Raw genomic sequence first — 23,316 nt, 5'->3', positions numbered from 1 at the left:
CTTGCTGGAGTCATCAGCGTTGAGGGCACCAGCAGATGAACGCCTCCTCGGTATATACCGAACTTCCATAAAGTGTGTAAATAATTGCTGTTAAAATAAACAGTGCCATCATACAAAGCTTGTTTTGGCGTCTTTTTTCCTCCGTGTTGCGCAGGGGCAGGCCAGAGCCGGATGCAATGGCCCCTGGCCGGGATTGCAGAGGTTGTGTGGTGGAAGTGGGCATACTACAGCGCAAGCTGTTTGGGAAAATAGTGAATTTTTTGAAATACACCTTGTGGTAAAAATATATTTTACCAGCGGTATGTTTTGATACTCTGCACGCGGTAAGCCGCTATGAAAAAAATTAACAGGAGATTACGTGGCAGTATTATTTTCATAATCCTGAAATGAGAAAAATAAGTATATTTTGTATGAATTTTTTGTGACAATAAAGTAAAAATCTATGCAAATCAAGGGCGGCTTTTGTTCTGCTGTTTTGTCAGTCTGTTTAGCTGTCTGTCCGGTAAAAAATTTTAGGGGGTAGGGGCGTGGGGGAGGGACCCTTTTGCAAAAGGGTCCCTCCCCCACAAAGCATTTCAAGGTGACACTCTTCCGGCGCGGCAAGCGGCCCACGTGCATTCTGGTGAAGGGGCGTCACAGTCGGGCTATGCCAGAATGATGTCCACTTTCATACCGCGCCGCAGTGGCGGATATCCAGCGGGAATATCCACAAAGCAGTTGTAGTCGTCCCGCAGGGCTGGCTGGCCTATGCCCCCATTTTCAGGGCGCATGAAGACCTCGGAGCCTTCAAGTCTCGCCATCATGAGACGGCGCGCATCCTTGCTGCAGGAGCCGAAGTCATTGCGCATGACGCCGCGCAGGCGCCTCAGACCGTAGTGCGCACGTCCAGACATTTTGCGTATGAGGGGCCCCGCCAGCAGGCCAAAGGCCGCAGCGGCCGCCACGGGATTGCCGGAAAGGCCGAGCAGTATGCTGTCGCCTATGGCCGCGCCCAGGGTCATGGCGCCGGGCTTCATGTGCAGACCGCGAAACAGCAGGCGGCCGCCGTGACGGGCTGCCAGATCCTCCGCCACGCGCGAGATCAGGTCACGTGGGCCAAAGGACACGCCGCCTGTGGTAATAATCAGGCGGCTGTGCTCAAGCATGGCCTCCACACGCAGCCGCAGCCTGTCGTAGCTGTCGGCGCAGGTTTCCATGCGCAGAATGCGTGCTCCCATATTTTGCAGTCGTACGCCCAGCAGCGTGCCGCTGATGTTGTATATGCCGTCTTCTGAAAGCGGATGGCCTGGCGGGCACAGTTCATCTCCGGTTGCAAGCATGCTTGCCGTGGGCTTGTCGAACACACGAACATGGGTGTGCCCTTGCCCGGCCAGCAGGCCGAGTGTACCGCTGTGCAGCACGTCCCCGCGCCGTGCCAGGGGCTGGCCCACGGCCACGTCATGTCCACAGGGGCGGTAGTTGCGACCCGGCGTCAGGCTGTGGCGCACGGTGATGCGGCTTGCCTCAGCCATTGTGTCTTCCTGCCACATGACGCAGTCCGCCCCCGGCGGCATCATGGCTCCGGTGGTTATACGCGCGGCCTGCCGGCGCGGCAGGGGGACGCCCGGCCCTCCACCCGCGTACAGGTATTGAACCACAGGCAGGGTGACGGGACAATCCGGGCGCGCCTGGGCGATGTCGGCGCTGCGCAGGGCGTAGCCGTCCACCTGGGCGCGGTCAAATGGCGGCTGCGGCAGGCTGGCGAATATGTCGGCGGCGTTTACCCGCCCGTCGGCCTCAAGCAGGGGCAGACGGAGGGTCTGCGCCGTGGGACGGACGCAGGCCAGCAGGGCCGCCAAAGCTTTTTCCAGCGGCAGGATGGTCTGTCGGGCAGAAAAGCGAGGGCAGGCGTGAGAAGAACCAAAAGACATGTCAGACTATCCGGTGCGGGCAGGTATAAATGTTGATGTTGTCTTTGCGCACGAAGCCCAGAAGGCTTATCCGCATGGCTTCGGCCAGTTCCACAGAGGCCAGCGAAGGAGCGCCCGGGGCCATAAGCAGACGCACGCCGCTGACAGCGGCCTTTTCAAGCATGTCCACCGCCAGACGCCCGCTGAAGATCATGAGCTTGCCCTCAGGGGGCACGTTTTGAAGCTGCATGGCCCCTATGAGCTTGTCCAGAGCGTTGTGCCTGGCGATGTCTTCATAAAACAGCAAAATGCCTTCAGGCGTCGCCAGAGCGCAGCTATGGGCGGCCCCTGTTTGCCGGAAAAGTGCGCAGCGCTCTTCAAAGGCCGCCTGAAGACTGTGTACCTGGGCGGCGTCAAGCCGCACGTCCGCCAGTTTTGCCGCATCGTCCAGAGCGGGCGGCGGGGCAAGGCTGACGCGGATGCTTCCGGCGGAGCGGAGCTTGAGAGAGGGCAGGGCAGCGGCACGCTGGCTCGCAGGAGAAAATGGCGACTCGGCAGCTGATGCCGTGGAGGCGTCGGCCAGAGAGTCCTGCCCATGGGCGCTTTCGGCCGCAAGACGCGGATCCGGGGGCGGCATGCGGTCGGCGTCCTGCCCCGCAGGATGCCGGATCGTCAGGGATGAAATCTGGCGCGCATCACGCAGCAATCCCAGGGTGAAAAGCCTCCCGACGGCCAGTTCTTCAAGGCTGGTGGGCATGCAGTGCATGCGGGCCACGGTCTGGCCGTCACAGATGAGGTCATAGGCTTCTTCACGCAGAAGCACATCCTCCACCTCATGCCTGCCCGTATGGTTGATACGGGTAATGACGCGCAAAACACAGGCTGGTGAAGGCGGGAAAACGGGCATGCTGGCTGTGGTCTCCGGTAATGATTGCAGGGCGGATGGGGGAATGAAAATACCCTGACCAAATTTTATCAGCGCCTTGATACGGCGCTTCCAGCTTCAGCCAAAATGCGTTGAAAAACAAGCGCAATGGGGCAATTTTAGCCAGCTGCGAGGTTTGCGTGTTTTTTGTGCGGCTGCCAGAATACCGGTCATGGATTGCCGGGAATGAAGATCGCGCGAAAAAGGAAGCTTTTCATTACCCGCTTGCTCACATATACATAAATGAGTGGCACACTGGATATTCGTATGCCACACCTTGAATTTTTTGAAAAAGGAGACATTATCATGAAAAAACTGCTGCTCTGCCTTTTTCTTTTGCTTCTGGCCGTCCCTGTTGGCGCGGAGGGAGGCGAACTGGTCTGGAAAGAGTTTGAAGCCAGATGGATGAAGGCTTTTGCCCCCGGTTCCGTTACCGTTCAGGATCAGGGGCAGGTAAAAATATGCACGTTGGAAGAAGGGGTTACGGCCACGTTTTTTTTGAACACGGACGATCTGGTCGAGCGCGCCGTTGTGGTTAATACGGCCGCGTCTTCTGCCCGTTATTTTGCGGGCATAGCGCAGACCATCAAGGTTCTTGCCGGGCAGTATCCCCAGGCGGAGGCCGTCAGTGCGGCCTTTGCCACGGTGCAGCCCGCCACCCTCTGGCGAGTGGTCGGGAACTTCTGTTTTGAACGCACGCAGGATTCGGATGCGGGCTGGTTTTTTTACGCCAGCCGTAGTGAACAGTGCCCCACAGAAGTCAGGTAAGAGCTAACGTCATGATGGTATTTTCGGGACATGGGCCCTATGGAACAGCTTTCGTTTCATGAGCTTGAGGGTCACGCCGGGTGGCAGCGGGCTGCCCTGTATTCAGGACAGGCAGACCCCTTCTGCTGTACGCCCGCCTGGCAGCTTTCCTTTCATGAGGTTTTTGCCCCCGAGCGCCGCCTGCTTGTGCGGCATACGAACAGGCATGACGCTGACAGCATTCTGGTGTTCGCCGAACAGGCATTTTCAGCCGAATCAGTGCTGCTGACGCCCATCGACACGTTGTGGTTTTTTAGTTCGCCCCTGCTCGGCCCACATGCCGTGGACATGCTGAGCCGGCTGCTGGACGAACTTGCCGGCCGTAACAAACCGTTCTTTCCGCGTATTGTCATCAGTGGTTTGCAGCCGGGCGGCGTTTTGCCACGCCGCTTGCTGCGGACTTTCGGGCTCAGGTATGATTTTTTTATGCATTCCGAAACCGTACAGTGCGCAGCGTCTCTTCAGGGCGGACTGGACGGCTTTTTGTCTCGCAGATCCGCCAACCACAGGGCCAAAATATCCAAGGGGCGGCGGCGCGCCCAGAATCGCGGCATTGGGTATGAACGGCACGTGCCCGCCTCGGCTTCAGAAGCGCGGGCCGTTTTTGCACGTATGCTGGCGGTAGAGAATAAAAGCTGGAAGGGCACGGGGCAGTGCGGCATGGCCGAAGAGCCTGCCCGCAGCTTTTATGATGCGATGTTGCGGCGGCTTGCTCCTGTACGCGGGGCGCGCGTCATGTTTGCCGTGCATGAGGGCCGCGATGTGGGCTTCATTTTTGGCGGTATGGCGGGCGATGTGTACCGGGGGCAGCAGTTCAGCTATGATCAGGACTGGAGGGACGCGGGCATCGGCAATCTGCTGCAGATCGAGCAGGTGGCCTGGCTGTGCGAGCAAGGGGCAACCCGTTACGACATGGGGCCGCTGACCGGCCCGCGTATGGGCTACAAGGCCCACTGGACAGAGGCACGCCTGCCCATACAGACATGGCTGATGGTCAAAAAATAGCCGGAAGCATCTTTTTTCAACCTTTTCACTTGTAAATCCTGATACCTGGCCGATGCGCCTGCACAGCTCCTGCGTCCACTCCATCCTGTATTTGCAGCATTACCGGCCTTGTCCGCTCTCGGCAGGGTGAGCTCCTGTGTCCGTGCCAGATTACCATGCGCGCTGGCCTTCCCTGTGCCCGGAGCCTCAACCTGCGCTGGTTCGACAAACGTGCCCGCAAGAGTGTTCCGATATTTTACGGACACGTGTGTTGCCGTGTCCGTGTTGTGGGCAGCCCGTGTTGCGGCCGGTTCCCGGCGGGTTCTGAGGCGGTCATTCTGGCAAGTGTAGCGTGCCAGGCGAAAACGGCGAAAAGCGCCAACGACATGATGGGCATGGCCTGGGAATGCGGCAGGCTGGATGCGGTTCGTCGCGCCGCGCGGCAGCATGCGGGCTTTGGGGAGGGCACGGCACTCCCCGTGCTGAGGGGCAGGAATTCCTTGATATCCGGGCTTGCGGAAGTAAAAATGTAGAAAATTTATTGACATTTTCTAATGAATGTCCGAAATTTGAGGCTGCCCTCGAAAAAAACTGAGGGTAAGTACTAGGAGGACTGTCATGAAACGTTTTATAGTTGCTATGGCACTTGCCCTTTCGTTGGCATTGCCCGGCTTGGCCGCTGCCGAAGGCACCGGCATGTACCTGGCCCCCAAATTTCTTATGAGCATCCAGAGCACCGGACAGATGGAACGCAGCAGCGGTCTGGCCGGCAGTGGTGTGGACGACTACAGTCAGTTTACCCTGGGTGGCGCTCTGGCCCTTGGGTACGATTTCTGGCCCCAGCAGATGCTGCCCATCCGTGCTGAAATCGAATTTGCCCTGCGCGGCAACAGCGAAAAAAGCTGGAGTGATGGCGGCGCGAACGTGCGTGATATCAAGGGCGTGTGGAACAATTCCACCCTGTTCGCCAACGTGTTCTGGGATTTTCATAACGACAGCGCCTTCACCCCCTACGTGGGCGGTGGTCTTGGCATGGCGTTCAACTACACCGGCTACACCCTCAGGGGCAATGACGGCAGCAAGTTTGAAGCTGATGACCGCTTCACCAACTTCGCCTGGAACGCAGGCGCCGGTGTTGCTTACAACATCAACGAAAACTTTACCGTTGACGCTTCTTACCGCTTCGTGAGCCTTGGCTACAATGAAGTGAGCTCGACTGTTGGCGGCGTCAAGTACGAAATTGGCAACCGCCCCTACAACAACGAATTCCTGCTTGGCCTGCGCTACGGCTTCTAGGGTCAATCAGCGCTAACCAGGACTCGCAAGTCCTGGTAGCCTGCCCCATTTTGCAGCAGGCAGCGCTTTGTAAGGCTGAATGCCTGCATCTCTGCCGGAGGTGTAGACCGTTTTTTCAGTCGCGGCTTCTGGCCGCAATGCCACCGGTTTTGGAAGCCCCTCGGATTTTTCCGGGGGGCTTTCACGTTGTGTGCCCTCAGAAGGATGTTTGGCTGGTACAGGCCATGGTAACTCCACATCGTACTAGAGCAGATTAACTTTGAAATGCTTCACATTTCAAAGTGTTCATTCAGCCGAAAAATGCGATTTTCGGCTGAATCCACGCCATGTTGTGGCGCGCTGCACTTTCGTGCAGCGTTAGAGCATTTACACTTTTTCAAAGTTAAAATGCTCTAACGCTTCTCACCGCAACACCCGACATGCGACTGGCTGAACAGCATTTGCCTGTTGCATTCCTATGGCGGGCATCAGCCTGTGCTGGCCCCGCGCGTTTCTCGTCCAGGAGGCTCTGAAGAACGTGCGCCTGCCTCCGTTGCCGCAATAGCGATTTCACACTGAAACTGTCTGGAATTGCTTTAATGACAAACTAGAGGGCATCAAGAAAATCTATATAATTTTAGTTTGCTTTGACGTGAAAAATGAAAAATTGCATGGCTCGGACGGAGTGAAAAAAAGGAAAAAAAACTTTTTTCCCCCTTGACAATCAGCCTGCCCTTATGGTTCGGAACTTTTAATGAACATGCTCAAAAAATGGAGTATGCATGAGAAAACAAGAGTAAATTTAAACTATAAATGTTAATTGCAATGTCAGTATTTGTTAATATAGCTTATTAGATTTTAAAAACCCTTGAGGGGTAAGGCTTTTCAGCACGGCCCCAGCAGACCACTAATTATAAAAACATAAAGCATTTCTGCCGATTATCCAGTGTTGCTATTGGGGAAAGCAAATAAGCGTTCTGCCTCAAACTGCCATTATTCATCAATTGCCCGGCCACCTCGTTTTACGCTACAAAGCCTCATGCGAGAAAAATGGGCTGAAATTTCTGAAAATCTCAAAAAAATGCTTAAATCCGGGCTTTTCAAAGTCTGGATTGCTCCTTTGCATGCCAGCGTGGACGAAAAAGGGCTGCACCTTGTGGCCCCCAACGCCTATGTGGCCAGCAGGCTGGAAAGCATGATGCTGACGACCTTGAAAGAGGCCGCCGCTCCTGTATTGGGCCTTGAACCGGGACAGGTCAGCGTGTGCATCACGGCGGCCGGTCAGGAGACCGAAGTGCCTGCTCAGGAGTCCAGGGCTCCTGCGGAAGAACCGCAGGTTGCGCTGGCGACGCCCAAGGTTCGGCCTGAGCCCGCTGCGGTTGCGGCGCCCGCCTTGCAGCAGGCATCACTCCCCCTTGCGGCGCCCGTCATATTTCGCAGCACGCAGAACTGGCGCTATTCCTTCGCGGATTTTGTTGTGGGCCCCACCAATAACATGGCCGTGGCCGCAGCGCAGGACGTCAGCCGCAGGCATGGCTGTGTGCGTACCCTGTTTGTAAACTCCGCATCCGGTCTTGGCAAAACACATCTTGCCCAGGCCGTGGGCCGCGCCATCAACGAAGAGAGCGGCAATGTGCGCGTGGGCTATCTCACCGCCGAGGAGTTTGCCTCGCGCTTTGTGACCGCGCTGCGCGCTCAGGACATTGAAGGCTTTAAAGCCCGCTTTCGCGAGCTTGATGTGCTGCTTATGGAGGACGTGCACTTTTTCCAGGGTAAGGAAAAAATGCAGGACATGGCTCTGGCCGTTGTCAAAAACCTTCAGGCCAAGGGCGGGCGCGCCATATTTACATCGTCCTTTTCGCCGCGCGAGTTGCAGCGTGTGGACAGCCAGCTTGTATCACACTTCTGTTCGGGCATTTTGACAGACATGGGCCGTCCCACCAAGGACATGCGCTGCGACATCCTTGGGCAGAAAGCCAGAAGTTTTCAGGTGCTTTTGCCGGACTCGGTTTGTGAATTGCTCGCCAGTCGCCTCAATGGCGATGTGCGCCAGATGGAGTCCTGTCTCAACAGCCTTATTTTCAAGGCGCGTCTGCTTAACTGCGGCCTGAATCTTGATCTGGCCATGGAAGTGCTGAGTCAGTATGCGGACGTGGCTTGCGGCCCGGATTTTTCCACCATTCTGCGGCTTGTGTGTGAAAGTTATGGCCTTAACGAGCGCCAGCTGGCCTCCAAGTCGCGCCGCAAGGAATGCGTCACAGGCCGTAATACAGCCTTTTATCTGGCCCGCAAGCATACGGAAATGACCCTGGAAGAGATTGGCGAAAAATTCAATCGCCGTCATTCCACTGTCATCAAGGGCATTACTTCTCTGGAACGTGAGCTTTCCAAGCAGTCCACCGAAGGGCGGCGTATTGCCCGCGCGGTGTCGCTGATCGAGCGCAATGCCGGTCTTGCAAGCGCTCACGCCATGTAAGCTGCAGATCATGCAGCCACGCACTATATAGCCCTGCCTGCTGAAAAAATTGCGGCCCGTTCTCCAAGGAGCGGGCCGTCTTTTTATGGCTTCAGCCAGTCAAGGGCGCAAGCGCAAAGCAAAAGGCCACCTGCCTGGCAGGTGGCCTTTTGCTTGTGAATGCAGAGTGTCGGATACCGTGCCGCTGGGAATATATACTCGCAACGAGTGCAAATACCACTGCAGGGCTAAAGCATTTTAACTTATTTCAAAGTTAGAATGCTCTAGACCAGATTAACTTTGAGAATGGACATTCTCAAAGTTTAAGACACGCATGCTTCGGCGCTTAACAGCGCAAATAAATAGCGGTGCTGTCTTCATCCGTAAGCCCTGCGGGCAACGGCTGAAGCTGCGCTTACGCCTTCGCTGCGGGCGCCTGCTCACGCAGTCGCCAGAGCAATTTCAAAGTGAAAATGCTCTAAACAACAATAAAGGTTTTAGGGGGTGGGGGCGTGGGGGAGGAGACCCTTTTGCAAAAGGGTCCCTCCCCCACAAAGCATTTCAGCACGTGCATCAGCATTGCGAAAAGCGCGGCAGCCGCGCCCCTCCCCCACAAAATATTTCAACGCAACAGTGCCTGCTGCGCCCTACCGCAGCAATGCGTCCAGCGCGGAGGCCGACAGGCGGCGCGGTTCATTCCGCCGGGCGGGCTCAACGCCCCAGCGCCGCAGAATATCCAGCGCCATGTCTTCACCCTTGTCAAGGCATTGGGCCACGGCGGGCGACAGAGGCGCGCCCAGGGTCATGGCCGCAGGCTGCGCTCCAATGAGGGCGCACTGCTCGGGCATGTTGCCGCGCAGCGTGGCAAGACCGAGAACTTCAGAAAAGCTGTTCTGGTGCGGGCCGATCTTTTGGGCTGTGAGATAGGCGGGCATCTGGTCCCGCAAGACCATCTGCCCCGGCTCCAGGCCAAAATCCACAGCATCCAGCACCAGCAGCTTGTCCGCGCGTTCAACGTGGGTCAGCAGGGTTTGCCCCTGGGTGCCGCCATCAACAATGTCCACATGGTCGGGAAAGTCCCAGTGGGAGTAGAGATTTTGCGCCAGCCTGACGCCGTAGCCTTCGTCGCCGTAAAGAATATTGCCCAGTCCGATGATTACTACCGCTTTCATGAAATGTCCTGTTACGGTGCAGGTTGCGCCTGCAAGAGCAGTTTACGAATGAAATGAGTTAATTGCTCTGCAAGGATTTTTCTGAAAATCCTTGCCACGAAATGCGAGTAGGCGGGCTTTTGCCTGCCGTATGCGAGCATTTCTAGTGTTAAATGCTCAAGCAGAGGGCGGCCCCACTCGTGCGGGGCCGCCCTGATGTGTGGTCTGAAAGGGCTTAAGGCTTGCGCCGCTCCCTGTATCCGCTGAACATGCCGGAAACCAGAGTGGTTTTGCCCATGATTTCTTCGCGTATGACCATGTAGATATGCACGGTCACAAAGGTGACCAGCAGCAGCATGCCAAGGCGGTGCAGGCTGCGCAGCTCCTGGTCATTGCCGCCGATCCAGTAGGCGAAGTCCAGCACGAAGAGGAAGGGCCTGAAAAAGGCCTGATGGCTGCTTTCAGCGTACATGCCAAGGCCTGTAAGCATGATGACAAGCATGAAGACCATGCCCACGGCCATTCCGGCCTGGGCAAGGGGGTTGTGCCCGATATAGGCGCGTGGTTCCTTGTCCAGAAAAAGGTACCAGCGTATGTCGTGCCACAGTTCATTCCACCAGGTTTTGCTCCAGACCGGCAGGATGATCAGCTCGCGCGAGTAGCGGTTGCCGAAGATGCCGTATATGTAGCGCAGCACAGTTGATATGATGAGCACAAAACCCGCGATGAAGTGCGCCATGCGGGTATAGCCCATGTAAAAGGTGTCGTAGGCGGAGGTGCCTGCCACGGAAAGCCAGGGTTTGCCAATGATATAGCCCGTGACAATGAGCACGCACACGCAGATGACCATGACCCAGTGCCAGATGCGGATGGGCAGCTGGTACACATATATGCTCTTGCCCAAAGGCATTTCAGGCGGATTTTTTTTCATCTCGCTCATGATGGTTCTCCTACGCTTGGGGCGCTGGTGCGCCGGGCGTCAATGGGCGAAGCTACATGCCCCGATCCATGCGCACGGTGAGCAGATCTTTGCCGTCAGGCCCGATAATGTGGGTCGAGCAGGCCAGGCACGGGTCAAAGCTGTGGAGCGTGCGCAGGATTTCCAGAGGTTGCTCCGGAATATCCATATGCGTGTTCATAAGCGAGGCTTCGTAGGCGCTCAGCTGGCCGTCGGGGCTGCGGGGCGCGCCGTTCCATGTGGTGGGCACCACGCACTGATAGTTTTCAATTTTTCTGTTCTTGATCTTGACCCAGTGGCCAAGCGCGCCGCGCGGAGCTTCGGTAAAGCCCACGCCCCGCAGTTCGGTGGCGGGCCAGGTTTCGGGCTTCCACTTGGCGGTATTGGCCGTGGTGCGTATGCCGTTCTTGAGGTTGGCAATAAGCCTGTCATAGAAATAGCGCATCTTTTCCGCGGACCAGGCCAGCTCCAGAGAGCGGGCGGCGATGCGGCCCAGGGTGGACTGAAGCACGGTGACGGGCACGCCACCCGCACGGCCCAGAAAGTCGTCAACCAGGCCCTTGATTTCGTCATTCTTGCGGGCGTAGCCGATGAGCATGCGGGCCAGAGGGCCGACTTCCATCTGGTGTCCGCGCCACAGGGGCGTCTTGAGCCAGGAGTAGCGGTCCCTTTCGTCCACCTGCTTGAGGTCTGTGGGCGTTCCCTTGATGTTGGGTCCGGGGTTGTAGTGAGGCTCGGTGATGCCTTCCCAGGGGTGCAGGCCTGTCTTGCCCGCAGGGTAGGTCTTGTACCACGAGTGGTTGACCGTTTCCTGAATTTCTTCGGGATTGGTGAGGTTAACGGGAAAAACCTGATCGAATTTGCCGTTGATGATGGCACCGGGGGGCAAAAGCAGGCTTTTATCTGTGTAATCATTGGCAATGCTGGGAATGCCGCCGTACGCCAGTACCGAGAGCTTGGACAGCCCGCCGCCGATGTTGAGCCAGTCCCCATAGAAGCTGGCCAGGGCCAGCGTGTCGGGAATCACCACCTGCTGGGCAAAGGTGCGGCAGCGTTCGATGACCTGGAGGATGAAATCCAGGCGTTCCTGGTTGATGACGTCGGCAGCGCCCACGCCGTCAATGTTGAGCGAACAGGGTACGCCGCCCACCAGCCAGTTGGGATGCGGGTTTTTGCCGCCAAAGATGGTGTGAATGTGCACCACGTCTTTCTGGAAATCCAGGGCTTCAATATAGTGGGCGACAACCATCAGGTTGGCTTCGGGCGGGAGCTTGTAGGCAGGGTGGCCCCAGTAGCCGTTGGTAAAGATGCCAAGCTGGTTGGAATTGATGAGCTTGAGCAGTTTGTCCTTGACGGATTTGAAGTAGCCCGGCGAAGAATTGGGCCAGGGCGACAGTTTTTGCGCCAGCTCCGAGGTGGCCTTGGGATCGGCGGTGGAGGCCGAAACCACGTCCACCCAGTCGAGCCCCGTCAGATGGTACAGATGCACCAGATGGTCGTGGTACATGAGGCAGAGCTGCATAAGATTGCGGATGATATTGGCGTTATCGGGGATATCAATGCCCAGGGCGTTTTCAACGGCCTGCACGGAAGACAGGGCATGGGTGCCCGTGCACACGCCGCAGATGCGCTCGGTAAAGGCCCAGGCATCGCGCGGGTCGCGGCCTTTAAGGATGATTTCTATGCCGCGAAAGATGGTGCCGCAGGAAACGGCATTGGTGATGACGTTGTCATCATTGATGTTCACCTCGCAGCGCAGGTGCCCCTCAATGCGGGTCACAGGGTCCACAACGAGGCGGCGGCCCGCGTCAACAACAGTATATCCTTGCGTATTGTATTCGTAGGACATGGGTGCGTTCCTTAGCTCTTGCTGGTGTCGTCGTTAGCTTCCGGGGCTTTTTTCTTGTCGCAGCAGGCATGGCGGACCATGGTTGCCGCGCCGTGAATGGCCACGCCTGCCGCCACACCGGCCACAGCGGCAACACCCACGGTTTCGGCCGTGGAGTTGGTGCCCATGTGCGGGATGGTGGTGATGCGGTCATAGAAGGACTGCTGATCCCAGAAGTTCTGTTCCGAGCAGCCGATGCAGCCGTGCCCGGACTGGATGGGGAAGGAAACGCCGTTGTTCCAGCGGGTGGAAGGGCAGGCATTGTACGTGGTGGGCCCTTTGCAGCCCATTTTGTACAGGCACAGGCCGGAGCGCGCGCCCTCGTCATCCCACGACTCGACAAACTGCCCGGCGTCGAAGTGGGCGCGGCGGTAGCACTGGTCATGCACGCGCACGCCGTAGAACATTTCGGGCCGCCCCTGTGAATCAAGGCTCGGCAGGCGGTCATAGGTAATGATGTAGGTCAGGATGGAACTCATGACCTCGGGAATGGCCGGGCAGCCGGGAACCTTGATCTGCGGTTTGTTGGGAAAAAGCTTGTGCAAGGGGGTGGCGCCGGTGGGATTGGGCGAGGCCGCCTGCACGCAGCCCCAGGATGCGCACGTGCCCCAGGCCACAACGGCCTTGGCATGTTCCACACCCTGCTTGAGCTTTTCATAAAAGGGCTTGCCGCCGTCAATGCAGTACATGCCCTGTGCGTTCAGGGGCACATTGCCTTCAAGGGCCAGAATATACTGCCCCTTGTACTTTTCGATGGCCTGCTCGTACGCGGCGTTGGCCTGGTCGCCAGCGGCCGCCATGATGGTGTCCTGATAGTCCAGAGCAATCATTGAAAGGATGATGTCCGCCGCAAGAGGGTGGGCGGTTCGCAAAAAAGATTCGGTGCAGCAGGAACAGGAAAGTCCGTTGATCCAGAGCACCGGCAGACGAGGTTTGGTGGAAAGGGCCTGGGCAATGGCCAGATCCGCGCCGGGGCCAAGCCCCATGGCAACGGCGGTGAGTGCGCAGAATTTCATAAAATCTCTGCGACTTACGCCCTTATTTCGTAAAACCTCGGCGGTTGTTTCAAGACGTGCCATAGTTACCTCAACGCTTGCTGGTTGGAAGTGAGCCGTGAGGGGTGCGTTATGCAGCAAAGGAGGGAAGCGGTCCGGCTTCCCTATGTCATAAAAGCTATTGATAAGGTTATAGTTCCACTTGCCCAAAGGCAAGAGAAAAATGATTTTGCAGACTTGCGACTTTAATGAAAGATTTTTCCAAAGGGTACGCCGCAATAAAATAAGTAAATATTTAATCGTATATAAATGAATCTATGCGGTGCAGGCTGGTGTTTGCGCCGCAAAAAAAGGGGGGCCTAAGCCCCCCTGATCAGCACAGGCAATTGTGGGTGCCTGTGCGCTGTCCCCATTCAGGGGTATTAATCTTCAGCGCCTTCTTCACCTTCAAACTTGATGAAGCCGGGCTCCACGTTGGTCATGGCGTTGACAATCAGTTCCACCAGGCCGCCGTAGGCGAAGTTGTTCTTGGTGTACAGGTCGTTGTGCTCAAGGATTTCGCGAATCTGGCCCTTGCAGTTGGAGCAGGGGGCGCAGATGTACTTGCGGGTTTCGGGTCCAAGGCAATCCTTGAAGGCTTCGCTGATCTGCCACATCTTTTTACGGCCGGAGATGTTGCCGCGCCATTGTTCGATGTTGTTGCGGGTCATGATGGCAAAGCCGGAACCACCGCCGCAGCAGTAGTTGTCCACACCGTGGTGGGGCATTTCGCGGAACTGGGGCGCGATCTTGCGGATAATTTCGCGCTGTGGCTCAACAATGCCCATAAGGCGCACCACGTTGCAGGGGTCGTGCAGGGTCACGGGGAAGTCATTGCGCGAGGGGTCAAGCTTGAGGCGGCCGCTCATGACGATGTCACGCAGGGTGACGTAGCAGCTTTCGCGCGGAACCTGGTATTCAAAGGGAATGACGCGGTCGGCAATAACCGTAAGGGCTTTGTGGGCATGGCCGCACTCGCCGATGACGATCTTTTTCACGCCAAGTTCCTTGGCGGCCATCATGTGCTGCAGGGCGATGCGGGCGGTCTGCGCGTCGTCGTAGAACACGCCGTAGTTCACGCCGTCATAGGCAAGGGCCTTGCTGGAAAGCGTCCATGAAAGGCCGGCTTCCTGGAAGATAAGGGAGAAGGAAGCGATGTTTTCAGGCCAGGCCATGATTTCACCGGCATTGTGCAGCAGCATTATGTCCGCGCCCTGCACGTCAAAGGGCGTATGAATGCCCACGCCGGTGATTTCAGTGTAGTCTTCGTCGATGAATTCGACGTTTTCTTTCACCACTTCGGGCGTCATGCCCGTGGAAGAACCGGCCTTCATGTGATTCATGGTGCCGCGTTCGTGCAGTTCACGCGGGTAGATGCCCATTTCCTGGCTGAACAGCTTGCGGATTTCGCGGGCCAGCAGGCCGTTGTCAACGCCGATGGGACAGGTCTGGGCGCAGCGGCGGCAAAGGTTGCAGCGGTAGGCCAGTTCGCCCAGGCGCGCCACGGTCTTCCAGTTCAGGTCCATGTCGCCGTAGCGCCATTTTGCCAGAGGTTCCTTCTTCACATACTGCTTGTAGATGCGGCGGAAGATCTCGGAACGGAAATTGGGACGGTACATTTCATTTTCGCCTGACATTTCATAGAGATGACAGGCTTCGGAGCAGGAGTTGCACTGGGCGCAGTAGTCCATGCTGGTTTCAAGCATGGGCAGGAAGGTCCAGTTGTTTTCCTTGGTGAAAAGCTTGCGCATGCCATCAAGGAACTTGTTGACCAGCTCTTCCTCTTCTTCACGGTTTTTGGGCTTGGGGATATTCAGTACACAGACTTCATCAAGAATACAGGCTGTGTTTTCCTTTTGCTCGTCAGTGAAGGGTTTCCATGGCATGGTATGCATATCCACCGCCAGATCGGGGATTTCCTTCAGGTCAATGCTGACCATCTGCCCGTCGACGGTGGAAACGTCAGTCAAACGGAGGTTGTCTTTCATGTCTGGACTCTCCCTAGTCTTCTTTCTTTTCTGTGGGGTTGGTCGTGGCAACGTCTACCCAGCTTTTGGGGGCGCCATCGCCTGAGATATGCTTGGCCGACCAGGTCACATTGAACTTGAGGGCCTCAAGGATTTTCTGCTTGTTCTTCTCGCTGTAGCTGGTGGGTTCATCGCCCCAGCGGATGTCATGATAGGTGAAGTACTTCATGAAAACGTGCCCCATGTGCGTCATGGGAATCCAGATGAGCAGGAAGAAGCCCACCAGCAGGTGCAGGCTGAACAGCACGCTTGTCTGCGGTGCAAAGTTGAAGGTGATCAGGTTGTAAATAAAGGTACGGGCCAGTTCGAAATACGAAGGAGAGAAGGCCCAGGCGGCCAGGCCAAGAAGGCCGAAAACTATGAAAATGATCAGGTTGAAGTAGTGCTCGGGCGTGCTGTAGCGGCGCAGGCCTTCGTCGTTGCGGCGCCTCTCGATAAGGCCGATGCCGCCGATGATGATGCACAGCGTGCCGACCAGCACCATGGCATTGATGACGTTGCCCACAAAGAGCATCAATCCGCCCTGGGGGTTCAGGCCAAAAAGCTGGGCAAAGACAGCGCAAAGCACAATTATCGTGCCTCCCATGAGCATGTACATGCCCACATGGAAGGGATACGAGCGCACCCACAGCTTGATGTTGTGTTCAAACGTGGCATGCAGAAAAAGCACTTCAGTGAGCAGTGCCTTGATGTCGCCCCAATGTGAAATGTGACGCGGCTTGGTCCACCAGTCCTTTTCTTCCATGAAGCTGCCGCCGTAGACGGTTTTGCTGCCTTCATGCGGAACGGGGTAAAGTTCCCAGCGCACATGCAAGGGGCTGGCGGCCATATAGGACCTGATTTTCAAGTATGCCATGCAAATAAAGCCGGCTACCGCCAAATAGCCCAAGATGTAAAACAAAATGGTCATGCGTTTTCTCCCGTAGGGTCAAGATGCCGCTGAAACATGGGTTCGGCGGGCCCGGCCCAGCCGTGCGCCGCTAACAGCCCGGCATGCGTCTGCTTGCCTGCAACCTCTCCTTAAAAGGTACCGGGTATGCGATTATGGCGGACAGCCTCTGTTGAGAACTGATCACGATAAGCCATGAAGTCAAGTTGCCCGGTGGCACTCCTGATACCTCAAATATAAAAAAATGCAAAGATTTCATGATGATTCATTATGACAATTTTAATCAAGATTAAAATAATTTTATTTAAGTAAATCAGCAAGATTAAGCCCAAAAGTCTGCTTTAAGCAAGCCCCAAAATTTTTTTTCTGCAGCAAGAGTGAAAGCAGCTGTTCCGGGTGCTATCTGACTGTTGAAATAATACTTAAAAACTATGAAATACGTTGAATGAATGATCAATTCATGTAAATTGCCTGCCAATAGAGTCGGTTAAAGAGACGGGATTAACCAGGCTCCACGCCAAGGATAGATAACAGGCAATGATAATCAATGGTTATTATTGTTTGGTAAAATGGCCCTGCAATGTGGGCAAGCGGAAGATGGAATGTTCAGACGGGAATGGCGCGATTGCAGGGTGCTGAGGGGCAGGTCAAATACCAACCTGGGAGGTTTGCTGAAGGTGGGAACAGCCGGAGTGCAGACTGCGGGAGTGCAGAACAGCAGGGTTGGCGAGCGCAAGGTGGCTTAAGAAAGAACTGGCCGTAATGGCAAGACACCGGGGGCATGGCCGCAGGCGTTGGGGGATGTTCAATAGGGAAACAGGCGCGTTGTCGGATTTCGGCGGGTCAGGGCAGCAGGGGCAGAAGAGTGGAAGCGGGGCCCACGGGCGAGCTGGCGGAGTCTCCAGACTCCGAGTGTGACAGGACAGCAGGCACTGGTGCGGGAACGATGTACGCGCAAAAGCCAGCAGATGTATGGGAGCAGCGCTGCAGCTTACGGCCCGTTCACTTTGAAACGGTTCAAGTTACGCGGGCGGGCGATGGCCTGCAAGTATATACGGCGCAGGGCAGTGATAAACGCCGTACAAACGTAGCGTACTCTTTGGAAAGGTGTGCTGTCATGCGAACAGGTAGTTGCATGGGAATTCCGCACTGTGTGTGCAGGATTCCGTTACTGCAACAATAAAAGCCTCAAACCGCCCCTTGTCCTGTCGCTCGTGTGGTATGCGCATACCTGTGAAAGCGGAATGAAAGAGGACAGGCCTCGTTGTTCAAAGCAAAAGCCGGTCATCGTGCATGAGGTCACGCAGGGTAATGGATTCAAACACGCCATCCAGCGTAGACTGGAGGCTTTCCCAGGCTTTGCGCACTTCGCAGGCGTCAAAGCGTGAACAGTTGCCGGGCTTTTCAAGGCAACCGCTCAACTCAATGCCTCCTTCCATCAGGCGCACTATACAACCAAAAGTAAGATCTTCCGGTTTGCGCAAAAGGACATGGCCACCCTTGGCGCCGCGGACGCTACCGGTGATGCCCGCCAACCGAAGCTGGCGCAAAATTTGTTCAATAAACTGAGAGCTGATGCCTGTCTTACTTGCGAGCAGGCTTGAGGAAACCGGTGTTTCAAAGCCATTGTTTGCCAAATACAGTAAAATACGAGCTGCATAGCGCGTTTTGGCTGAAAGCTTCATTGCGTATCCCCCGTGGAACAGTGGTAAAAGGGGAGATCAAAAGGAACCTATGGCCTCATCACGCTGAGACAAAAGTTCGACATCCGAAGCACAAGCGCGTGTGGCAAATAGTAACATCAACGTAGCAATTATGATACAACTTTTTTCAGTTTGTCGTGTGGCTTGAGAAAACATTCACAGTCGATGCCAGCGTCCTTTACGCAGGGCACGCCTCAAGAAACAATCTTTTAAGCCCGCTTGACGACCCAAGTGGCTTGAGCTAAGAATCATGAGTAAAGCAGTCTAAATTAGATGCATCAAGTATAGTCAACGTTATCGTCTCCCTTAAATAAGGAATAACTATGCGTATTTCCACAATGTCCTGTCACGCGCTGCATTTGCTGTTGTGCCTTTCTGAACAAGATCAGGACATTCCGGCATCCGCTTCCGAACTGGCGACGTGTACGGGTATTTCTGAAAAGTTTGTGCAAAAAATCATGCGCTTGCTTCAATCTGAGAACATTATCAAGAGCGTACGGGGCATCGCCGGGGGGCACATGCTCGCCCGCAGCCCTGATTCCATAACTCTGGCGGACATAATCAGCGCGGTGGAAGGCGGCATTACCTTGCCCGGCGTTAACAGCGAAGCCCCAGCCGGCAAAGCCGCCTTTGACGTTTGGGACAAGGCCGCCATGACATTGCAGAACTCTTTGGATGCGGTGACGCTCAGCTCCGTTCGTCAGAGCGCAGGGTTTTCGCCGCGTCGTGCTGCTCATCGCAAACAGGGCCATTTAGTCAACAGACGACCAGAATCAGAACCCGGAGGCACCAATGCAAAAGCATATTCTCTTGGTAGACAGCGATGCCGAAAGCCTAAACAGGATGTCGCAAGTCTTACGTCAATCTAACTATCAGGTAAGCGTAGCGTCCAACTGTGATGAAAGCCTGCGGCTTGCCAACAGTTGCAAACCGGACTGCATCATTTTTGATGTCGAACTGCAGGGCACTTCGGGCACCATCTTGTACAGCCGCCTTCGCAGGAATTCGCAGACGCGTGATATTCCTGCCATTGTCTGTACAAACGTAGGACCGAGACCCGTTTGCTTCGGAACTGGCGTTCCGGTTTTGAGCAAAAACTGTCCAGGTGACGTGCTACTGGGTGCTGTTTCCGCCGCTATAGCCTGTTAGTACGCTGCCACGGCACAACGTTTCACGGCGTTGGGCCCGCATCGGCCTTTGCGTGCGATGCACCGCGTTGGAATTTTTTGTTGGCCGGGCAATGGGATCGTTGCCCGGCCAACGGGCTGGTTGCGCCCTTGCAAAGCAGAACTGCGGTCGGCAAAGGACAAAGCGACGTCGTTCTGCTGATTTTGCCCTACTCCGGTTCGTTATGCCGGATGTGCGGCGGCACAATGATCATCTCTGCCAGCAGGGGCTTCAAGAAAGACCATTTGATCTTGTGTTCTTCGTACACTTCCATCATATCACGGATGGCGTCCCAGCAGTTATGGCAGGGGGTGATAACCATCTCCGCACCGGTGGCCTTGATCTGGTCCAGCTTGTTTTTGAGGCCTACGTTGCGTTCCTGGCGGTATTTGCCAATGCCGTTAAGGCCGCCCCCGCCGCCGCAACAGAAGTTATGGTCGCTCTTGGGGTCCATCTCTCTGAAATCTTCCGCGATATAACTCATGATCTCACGGGTGGCCATGCCGAGGCCATGGTTGCGCACATAGTTGCAAGAATCTTGCAACGTGCAGGGAACCTTGATTTTTTTCGCGGGATCAATCTTGAGTTTGCCTGTGCGCAGCATTTCTGCCACCCACTCCACATAGTGCATGAAGCGCACCGGCGGATCCCCGCTTTCACGCCCGGCCCAATAGGGGCCTTCAACCACGGTGGCGCGGTGGGCGTGGCCGCATTCCGTTCCCACAACCACCTTGGGTTTGAGGCGGTCCACAGCGGCATAGATGCGCTTGACATTTTGCGCGCAGCCTTCCCAGTCGCCGGCGAACATGCTTAAGGAGGTGTTTTCCCATCCTTCGCTGGGCACCGTCCAGTTGGTGTCGGTCACGCTGAAGAGAATCGCGGCCAGGGCGATGTCTTCAGGATAGTGCTTTACCTCACGGGCGTTAAGAACATACATGACGTCGGCATTTTCTTTTTCCACAGGGATTTCAAGATCAGGCCATTCTTCCTGCTGTTCTTCCACCATCCATTCACAGGTTTCCAGCCAGTCTTCTTCGGTCACGTCCATCTGCGCGCCGTACACGCGGTGCATGCCGGAACCGATCTTCATTTCCCAGGGAATGAAGCCGTGCTTGAACAGTATGCCGCGCAGGTAACTGAACATGACGCCCGTGTCGATGCCGTGGGGGCAATAGACGCCGCAACGGTTGCAGCAGGTGCACTTGCCCCAGGCCGCGTCCATGCACTTGATCATGAATTCGGCGTCGACCTTGCCCTTACGGCGCAAAAGCTCGCCGAGAGTGGCCTGTATCTTGTACGACGGAATCTGGGTGGGATCATTGTTGTTGGTTCTGTAAAAAAAGCAACTGTCCGCGCACATGGCGCAATGCGCGCAAACACTAAGCCATGTGCGGGTGCGCGATTTACAGGTCTGTTCAAGGTCGCGGGCCAGAGCTTCCTGGTCCACTTTCATTTCCTTCATCTGGCTATAATATTGCGCCCCGGCCTTGTCCTTCAGCAGGTCAAGAATGCCTTCTTTGGTGGTGACTGGGGTAGGGGTGCAAAGCAATTCGGACATAATCCGCTCCTTTCAGACGAAAAAATAATGATACAGGTTCCCGTTTACCAGGGAAAAGCGCCGCCGCGGGTGGCTCCGCCCCTTTTAATGGCGAAGTCCATGCCGAGCTGAGCACGTGACATGAAGAAGAGAACTATGTGTGAAAGCTTGGTGAAGGGAGCCAGAATAAGGAAAAGCTCGCCGCTCAGAACGTGCGCCAGCATCCAGCTTTGGTAGGCGGACATGTCCAGCCGCGCCATAAGCCCTGTGGCAAAGGGCAGAAATGTCAAAAGCAGTACGAGCCAGTCCCCGCCGCTGTTGAGTTGGCGCAGCGCAGGCGAAATCATGCGGCGTACGGCCAGCAGAACGATGGCCACAATGCTCATGACGGAAAAAATATCGGCCAGGGTGCCGGGCAGCGAAGGCAGTGTTATGCCGACATAGCGCTCAAGCAGCACAGTATGGCCAAGCAGAAAGAGCGGAACAAGCACAGCACCAAAGTGCAGAAGGAAAAATAAAACAGCGGCAACGGGCTGTGTTCTCCAGCCGTCGGTTCCACCAGGAATCAGCCATTTGAAGATTGACGCAAAGATGCCCGCTATGGAGCGGTTGGCATGGTACCGGTAGGCCACGCGTTCAAGGCGCCAGTCCAGACCGTTTACATACCAAAAAACGCGGGCCAGCATGCCTACCACAAAGATCACAAGTGAAACGACAAAAAGGGGTCCGGTAATAAAATCAACCATCTGATTTTGCCTCCTACTTTCTTTCTACCTTGTACGTGACAACCAGTTAATTCTTGGCGGCATTCTCAGATGCAATGCGCTCGCTATGACAGGTCCGGCAGTCAACAAGGCGGGGCCCCTTGGCAAGTTTGACGTGACATTCGGTACAGGTAGCGTGCAGATAGTCCATCTGTTTGCTTGGAGCGACGTTTCTGACATTCGCGAACGATTCGGCTAGGCCTTCGTCCGTCATGTGGTGGCAGGTTGTGCAGTCCTGCCCTTTGTCTGCCAGATAGGCAATGTGTTGATCGTGAGTGAAGAAGACCGGCGGCATTTTTTTGGCACTGAATGGCGGGTAGGTGAAGGGAATGCGCTCCTCACCGTAGGCCTCGCCCGAAGACAGCACCAAGCCGAAGGTCAAAAACAACAGGCAGGGGAGAATGATCCTGAGTCCGATGTGTTTTTCCTGCATGGTGAATCCTTACTTCCTGGCATAATCCTTATGATGTTGCTCCGGTATGAACCAGGCCGGCGCAAATTATAAGGAAATCCCGAGCCCACGCATCGGGATTTCCCCTGGTTTTGTGCTTAGCTACGACTTGGCCCCGTGAAGCGCCTCAGCCGCGTTGCGCATGAAAACAGCGCACTTGTAAGGCTCATTCTTCATACACCTCATGGCAAAAGCTGCCGAGAGATAGAGGAAAAGGCGGGATTCATAGTCCAGCCTGTTGGTTTGCAACCAGTGATCATGAGGCGCGTCACTTTGTGCAAGATCTCGGGCACGATTGAGGTCTTCCGCATACGCATCACCGGCAAGCTTGGAATACAGTTCGCAAATTTCTTCCGCCAGGTACTCACGTTCTGATAAGGCAGACATGGCAACCCCCTTGCGTCACGCGCGGTTACGCCTCATGATACATGAGGCACTTATAAAGAGCAATTAAACATTCTTATTCTTGATCTACTTAATCACTACCAAAACATTATTATATAAAAAATACTGCGTCAATTAAGTTTCTATTTTTTTGTGATAAAAAATTATAACTAATTTGACTTGTTAAAGATAAAAGTTGACTCAAAAGATATAGTATTTTTGTCACAATCATACTGTTGTATGAGAGTTCTGGAGCTTTTTTGCAGACACAAATCATATTTTTTTACTCCAATTATCGGTTGAACATTCAATTTTTACTTACTAAATTAGTAGTTTTTGTATTTATCTAAATATATTGATAAATTTTTACAACTTTGGGGATGCCTACGGCGAGAAGCAGTAAGCGTTTCAGCTATATTTGTTTTTTACCGTACGCTATTGCCAGAAACGGCTGTTATGAAGCCTGACGGAGATGAAAACCAACATAAAATGAGGTTTTTACTTTTCTGAAATATAAGTATTTTTTTATTGTTATGGTTTTCACAAGCAAAGGGCTCGCATTGGCCTGAACCGGATCGTTCCGTGGGGCGTGGATGCCGCGTCGCCGAGCCTCCTTGCCCGCCCCTCCCCAAATTTTTAAAGGCCTGCCGTCACTTTTTTTGTGAGATATCGTTGGGATGGCAGCAGACCCGGACGCTTCTTGACCTCCGTGCGTGACAGCAGGAGCAGGGATGGTTGCTGGTGGGGGCAGAGGCAAACGAACGGTGAAAGCGATCGCGTGGGCAGGCGGCGTTGTCCGCGGCGCGCGTGGCAGTATCCAGCGCCACAGCCGCGTCACTGAAGCGCCCTGGATATGGCTGTGCGGCATGCGGGATTGATTACTGCCACAGCGTGTGAGGCATTTCTGGCATCGGCTTCTGCCGGTGCGCGTGTTCCTGAAGGTTTCCTGGGGGGGCGTGAGGAGGGCTGCGGGGCTGCAGGCGAGCGAGGGGCAGGCCGGCGCGGGCTGGCGCGGGGCGGAATAAAAA

19 protein-coding genes are annotated in these 23,316 nt (G+C 55.3%); 6 read left to right on the top strand and 13 right to left on the bottom strand.

Going from position 1 to position 23,316, the window contains the following annotated elements; translation table 11 throughout:
• Nucleotides 1-644 precede the first annotated feature (644 nt).
• Nucleotides 645-1,910, bottom strand: a complete 1,266-nt coding sequence (locus ACZ5DH_RS07770; RefSeq protein WP_464253763.1) for a molybdopterin molybdotransferase MoeA — start codon at nucleotides 1,908-1,910, stop codon at nucleotides 645-647.
• A 1-nt stretch (nucleotide 1,911) separates the two neighbouring features.
• On the bottom strand, nucleotides 1,912-2,796 hold the full coding sequence (locus ACZ5DH_RS07765) for a formate dehydrogenase accessory sulfurtransferase FdhD (protein WP_464253762.1): 885 nt from the start codon (nucleotides 2,794-2,796) through the stop codon (nucleotides 1,912-1,914).
• Between the two features lie 324 nt (nucleotides 2,797-3,120).
• On the opposite strand from ACZ5DH_RS07765, the gene ACZ5DH_RS07760 reads away from it, so the two are divergent.
• From ACZ5DH_RS07760 to ACZ5DH_RS07745, 4 genes are all read left to right on the top strand, one after another.
• A complete protein-coding gene (locus ACZ5DH_RS07760; protein ID WP_464256490.1) occupies nucleotides 3,121-3,582 on the top strand; it encodes a hypothetical protein in 462 nt (153 codons plus the stop codon).
• 39 nt (nucleotides 3,583-3,621) lie between these two features.
• Nucleotides 3,622-4,626, top strand: coding sequence for a GNAT family N-acetyltransferase (locus tag ACZ5DH_RS07755; protein WP_464256489.1), 1,005 nt, complete (start codon nucleotides 3,622-3,624; stop codon nucleotides 4,624-4,626).
• A 597-nt stretch (nucleotides 4,627-5,223) separates the two neighbouring features.
• Nucleotides 5,224-5,901: an outer membrane protein gene (locus ACZ5DH_RS07750; protein ID WP_464256488.1), complete on the top strand. Its 678-nt coding sequence runs from the start codon at nucleotides 5,224-5,226 to the stop codon at nucleotides 5,899-5,901.
• Nucleotides 5,902-6,919: 1,018 nt separating this feature from the next.
• Nucleotides 6,920-8,356: a DnaA ATPase domain-containing protein gene (locus ACZ5DH_RS07745; RefSeq protein ID WP_464256487.1), complete on the top strand. Its 1,437-nt coding sequence runs from the start codon at nucleotides 6,920-6,922 to the stop codon at nucleotides 8,354-8,356.
• 626 nt (nucleotides 8,357-8,982) lie between these two features.
• Here the strand turns inward: ACZ5DH_RS07745 and ACZ5DH_RS07740 are convergent.
• From ACZ5DH_RS07740 to ACZ5DH_RS07710, 7 genes are all read right to left on the bottom strand, one after another.
• Nucleotides 8,983-9,507: a hydrogenase maturation protease gene (locus ACZ5DH_RS07740; protein WP_464256486.1), complete on the bottom strand. Its 525-nt coding sequence runs from the start codon at nucleotides 9,505-9,507 to the stop codon at nucleotides 8,983-8,985.
• 214 nt (nucleotides 9,508-9,721) lie between these two features.
• Nucleotides 9,722-10,426 carry a Ni/Fe-hydrogenase, b-type cytochrome subunit gene (gene cybH, locus ACZ5DH_RS07735; RefSeq protein WP_464256485.1) on the bottom strand — a complete coding sequence of 235 codons (705 nt, stop codon included), beginning with the start codon at nucleotides 10,424-10,426 and terminating at the stop codon, nucleotides 9,722-9,724.
• Nucleotides 10,427-10,478: 52 nt separating this feature from the next.
• Nucleotides 10,479-12,293, bottom strand: a complete 1,815-nt coding sequence (locus tag ACZ5DH_RS07730; protein WP_464256484.1) for a nickel-dependent hydrogenase large subunit — start codon at nucleotides 12,291-12,293, stop codon at nucleotides 10,479-10,481.
• Between the two features lie 11 nt (nucleotides 12,294-12,304).
• Nucleotides 12,305-13,411 (bottom strand): hydrogenase small subunit, encoded by a 1,107-nt coding sequence (locus ACZ5DH_RS07725; protein WP_464256483.1) that lies wholly within the window; start codon nucleotides 13,409-13,411, stop codon nucleotides 12,305-12,307.
• A gap of 338 nt (nucleotides 13,412-13,749) precedes the next feature.
• Nucleotides 13,750-15,354 carry a (Fe-S)-binding protein gene (locus tag ACZ5DH_RS07720; RefSeq protein WP_464256482.1) on the bottom strand — a complete coding sequence of 535 codons (1,605 nt, stop codon included), beginning with the start codon at nucleotides 15,352-15,354 and terminating at the stop codon, nucleotides 13,750-13,752.
• 13 nt (nucleotides 15,355-15,367) lie between these two features.
• Entirely contained in the window at nucleotides 15,368-16,222 is an 855-nt protein-coding gene (locus tag ACZ5DH_RS07715) for a respiratory nitrate reductase subunit gamma (protein ID WP_464256481.1), read from the bottom strand.
• 1,328 nt (nucleotides 16,223-17,550) lie between these two features.
• Nucleotides 17,551-17,967, bottom strand: coding sequence for an RrF2 family transcriptional regulator (locus tag ACZ5DH_RS07710; RefSeq protein WP_464256480.1), 417 nt, complete (start codon nucleotides 17,965-17,967; stop codon nucleotides 17,551-17,553).
• A gap of 341 nt (nucleotides 17,968-18,308) precedes the next feature.
• Here ACZ5DH_RS07710 and ACZ5DH_RS07705 point away from each other — a divergent pair, with 341 nt between their 5' ends.
• Nucleotides 18,309-18,854, top strand: coding sequence for an RrF2 family transcriptional regulator (locus ACZ5DH_RS07705; protein WP_464256479.1), 546 nt, complete (start codon nucleotides 18,309-18,311; stop codon nucleotides 18,852-18,854).
• Nucleotides 18,778-19,134, top strand: a complete 357-nt coding sequence (locus ACZ5DH_RS07700; RefSeq protein WP_464256478.1) for a response regulator — start codon at nucleotides 18,778-18,780, stop codon at nucleotides 19,132-19,134. Before ACZ5DH_RS07705 ends, ACZ5DH_RS07700 begins: the two co-directional genes overlap by 77 nt.
• A gap of 187 nt (nucleotides 19,135-19,321) precedes the next feature.
• On the opposite strand, the gene hmcF is transcribed toward ACZ5DH_RS07700, so the two are convergent.
• The 4 genes from hmcF to ACZ5DH_RS07680 form a co-directional block, all read right to left on the bottom strand.
• Nucleotides 19,322-20,710, bottom strand: a complete 1,389-nt coding sequence (hmcF, locus tag ACZ5DH_RS07695; protein WP_464256477.1) for a sulfate respiration complex iron-sulfur protein HmcF — start codon at nucleotides 20,708-20,710, stop codon at nucleotides 19,322-19,324.
• A 44-nt stretch (nucleotides 20,711-20,754) separates the two neighbouring features.
• Nucleotides 20,755-21,435: a sulfate respiration complex protein HmcE gene (gene hmcE / locus ACZ5DH_RS07690; protein ID WP_464256476.1), complete on the bottom strand. Its 681-nt coding sequence runs from the start codon at nucleotides 21,433-21,435 to the stop codon at nucleotides 20,755-20,757.
• 46 nt (nucleotides 21,436-21,481) lie between these two features.
• The gene (locus ACZ5DH_RS07685) at nucleotides 21,482-21,886 is read right to left on the bottom strand and encodes a cytochrome c3 family protein (RefSeq protein ID WP_464256475.1); all 405 of its coding nucleotides are present in this window, start codon (nucleotides 21,884-21,886) and stop codon (nucleotides 21,482-21,484) included.
• A 120-nt stretch (nucleotides 21,887-22,006) separates the two neighbouring features.
• Nucleotides 22,007-22,291, bottom strand: coding sequence for a hypothetical protein (locus ACZ5DH_RS07680; RefSeq protein WP_464256474.1), 285 nt, complete (start codon nucleotides 22,289-22,291; stop codon nucleotides 22,007-22,009).
• Between the last annotated feature and the right edge of the window lie 1,025 nt (nucleotides 22,292-23,316).

Source organism: Desulfovibrio simplex (genome assembly GCF_055387835.1).
Note: the sequence above shows the minus strand (reverse complement) of the source record. Positions and strands in the feature narration are given on the sequence as shown.

Coding starts and splice junctions, on each gene's coding strand:
- ACZ5DH_RS07765 (WP_464253762.1), bottom strand. CDS start 2,796: ATGCCCGTTTTCCCGCCTTCACCAGCCTGTGTTTTGCGCGTCATTACC.
- ACZ5DH_RS07725 (WP_464256483.1), bottom strand. CDS start 13,411: ATGGCACGTCTTGAAACAACCGCCGAGGTTTTACGAAATAAGGGCGTA.
- ACZ5DH_RS07730 (WP_464256484.1), bottom strand. CDS start 12,293: ATGTCCTACGAATACAATACGCAAGGATATACTGTTGTTGACGCGGGC.
- ACZ5DH_RS07770 (WP_464253763.1), bottom strand. CDS start 1,910: ATGTCTTTTGGTTCTTCTCACGCCTGCCCTCGCTTTTCTGCCCGACAG.
- ACZ5DH_RS07750 (WP_464256488.1), top strand. CDS start 5,224: ATGAAACGTTTTATAGTTGCTATGGCACTTGCCCTTTCGTTGGCATTG.
- ACZ5DH_RS07700 (WP_464256478.1), top strand. CDS start 18,778: ATGCAAAAGCATATTCTCTTGGTAGACAGCGATGCCGAAAGCCTAAAC.
- ACZ5DH_RS07680 (WP_464256474.1), bottom strand. CDS start 22,291: ATGTCTGCCTTATCAGAACGTGAGTACCTGGCGGAAGAAATTTGCGAA.
- hmcE (WP_464256476.1), bottom strand. CDS start 21,435: ATGGTTGATTTTATTACCGGACCCCTTTTTGTCGTTTCACTTGTGATC.
- ACZ5DH_RS07760 (WP_464256490.1), top strand. CDS start 3,121: ATGAAAAAACTGCTGCTCTGCCTTTTTCTTTTGCTTCTGGCCGTCCCT.
- ACZ5DH_RS07705 (WP_464256479.1), top strand. CDS start 18,309: ATGCGTATTTCCACAATGTCCTGTCACGCGCTGCATTTGCTGTTGTGC.
- ACZ5DH_RS07720 (WP_464256482.1), bottom strand. CDS start 15,354: ATGAAAGACAACCTCCGTTTGACTGACGTTTCCACCGTCGACGGGCAG.
- ACZ5DH_RS07685 (WP_464256475.1), bottom strand. CDS start 21,886: ATGCAGGAAAAACACATCGGACTCAGGATCATTCTCCCCTGCCTGTTG.
- ACZ5DH_RS07755 (WP_464256489.1), top strand. CDS start 3,622: ATGGAACAGCTTTCGTTTCATGAGCTTGAGGGTCACGCCGGGTGGCAG.
- cybH (WP_464256485.1), bottom strand. CDS start 10,426: ATGAGCGAGATGAAAAAAAATCCGCCTGAAATGCCTTTGGGCAAGAGC.
- ACZ5DH_RS07740 (WP_464256486.1), bottom strand. CDS start 9,507: ATGAAAGCGGTAGTAATCATCGGACTGGGCAATATTCTTTACGGCGAC.
- ACZ5DH_RS07710 (WP_464256480.1), bottom strand. CDS start 17,967: ATGAAGCTTTCAGCCAAAACGCGCTATGCAGCTCGTATTTTACTGTAT.
- hmcF (WP_464256477.1), bottom strand. CDS start 20,710: ATGTCCGAATTGCTTTGCACCCCTACCCCAGTCACCACCAAAGAAGGC.
- ACZ5DH_RS07745 (WP_464256487.1), top strand. CDS start 6,920: ATGCGAGAAAAATGGGCTGAAATTTCTGAAAATCTCAAAAAAATGCTT.
- ACZ5DH_RS07715 (WP_464256481.1), bottom strand. CDS start 16,222: ATGGCCGCCAGCCCCTTGCATGTGCGCTGGGAACTTTACCCCGTTCCG.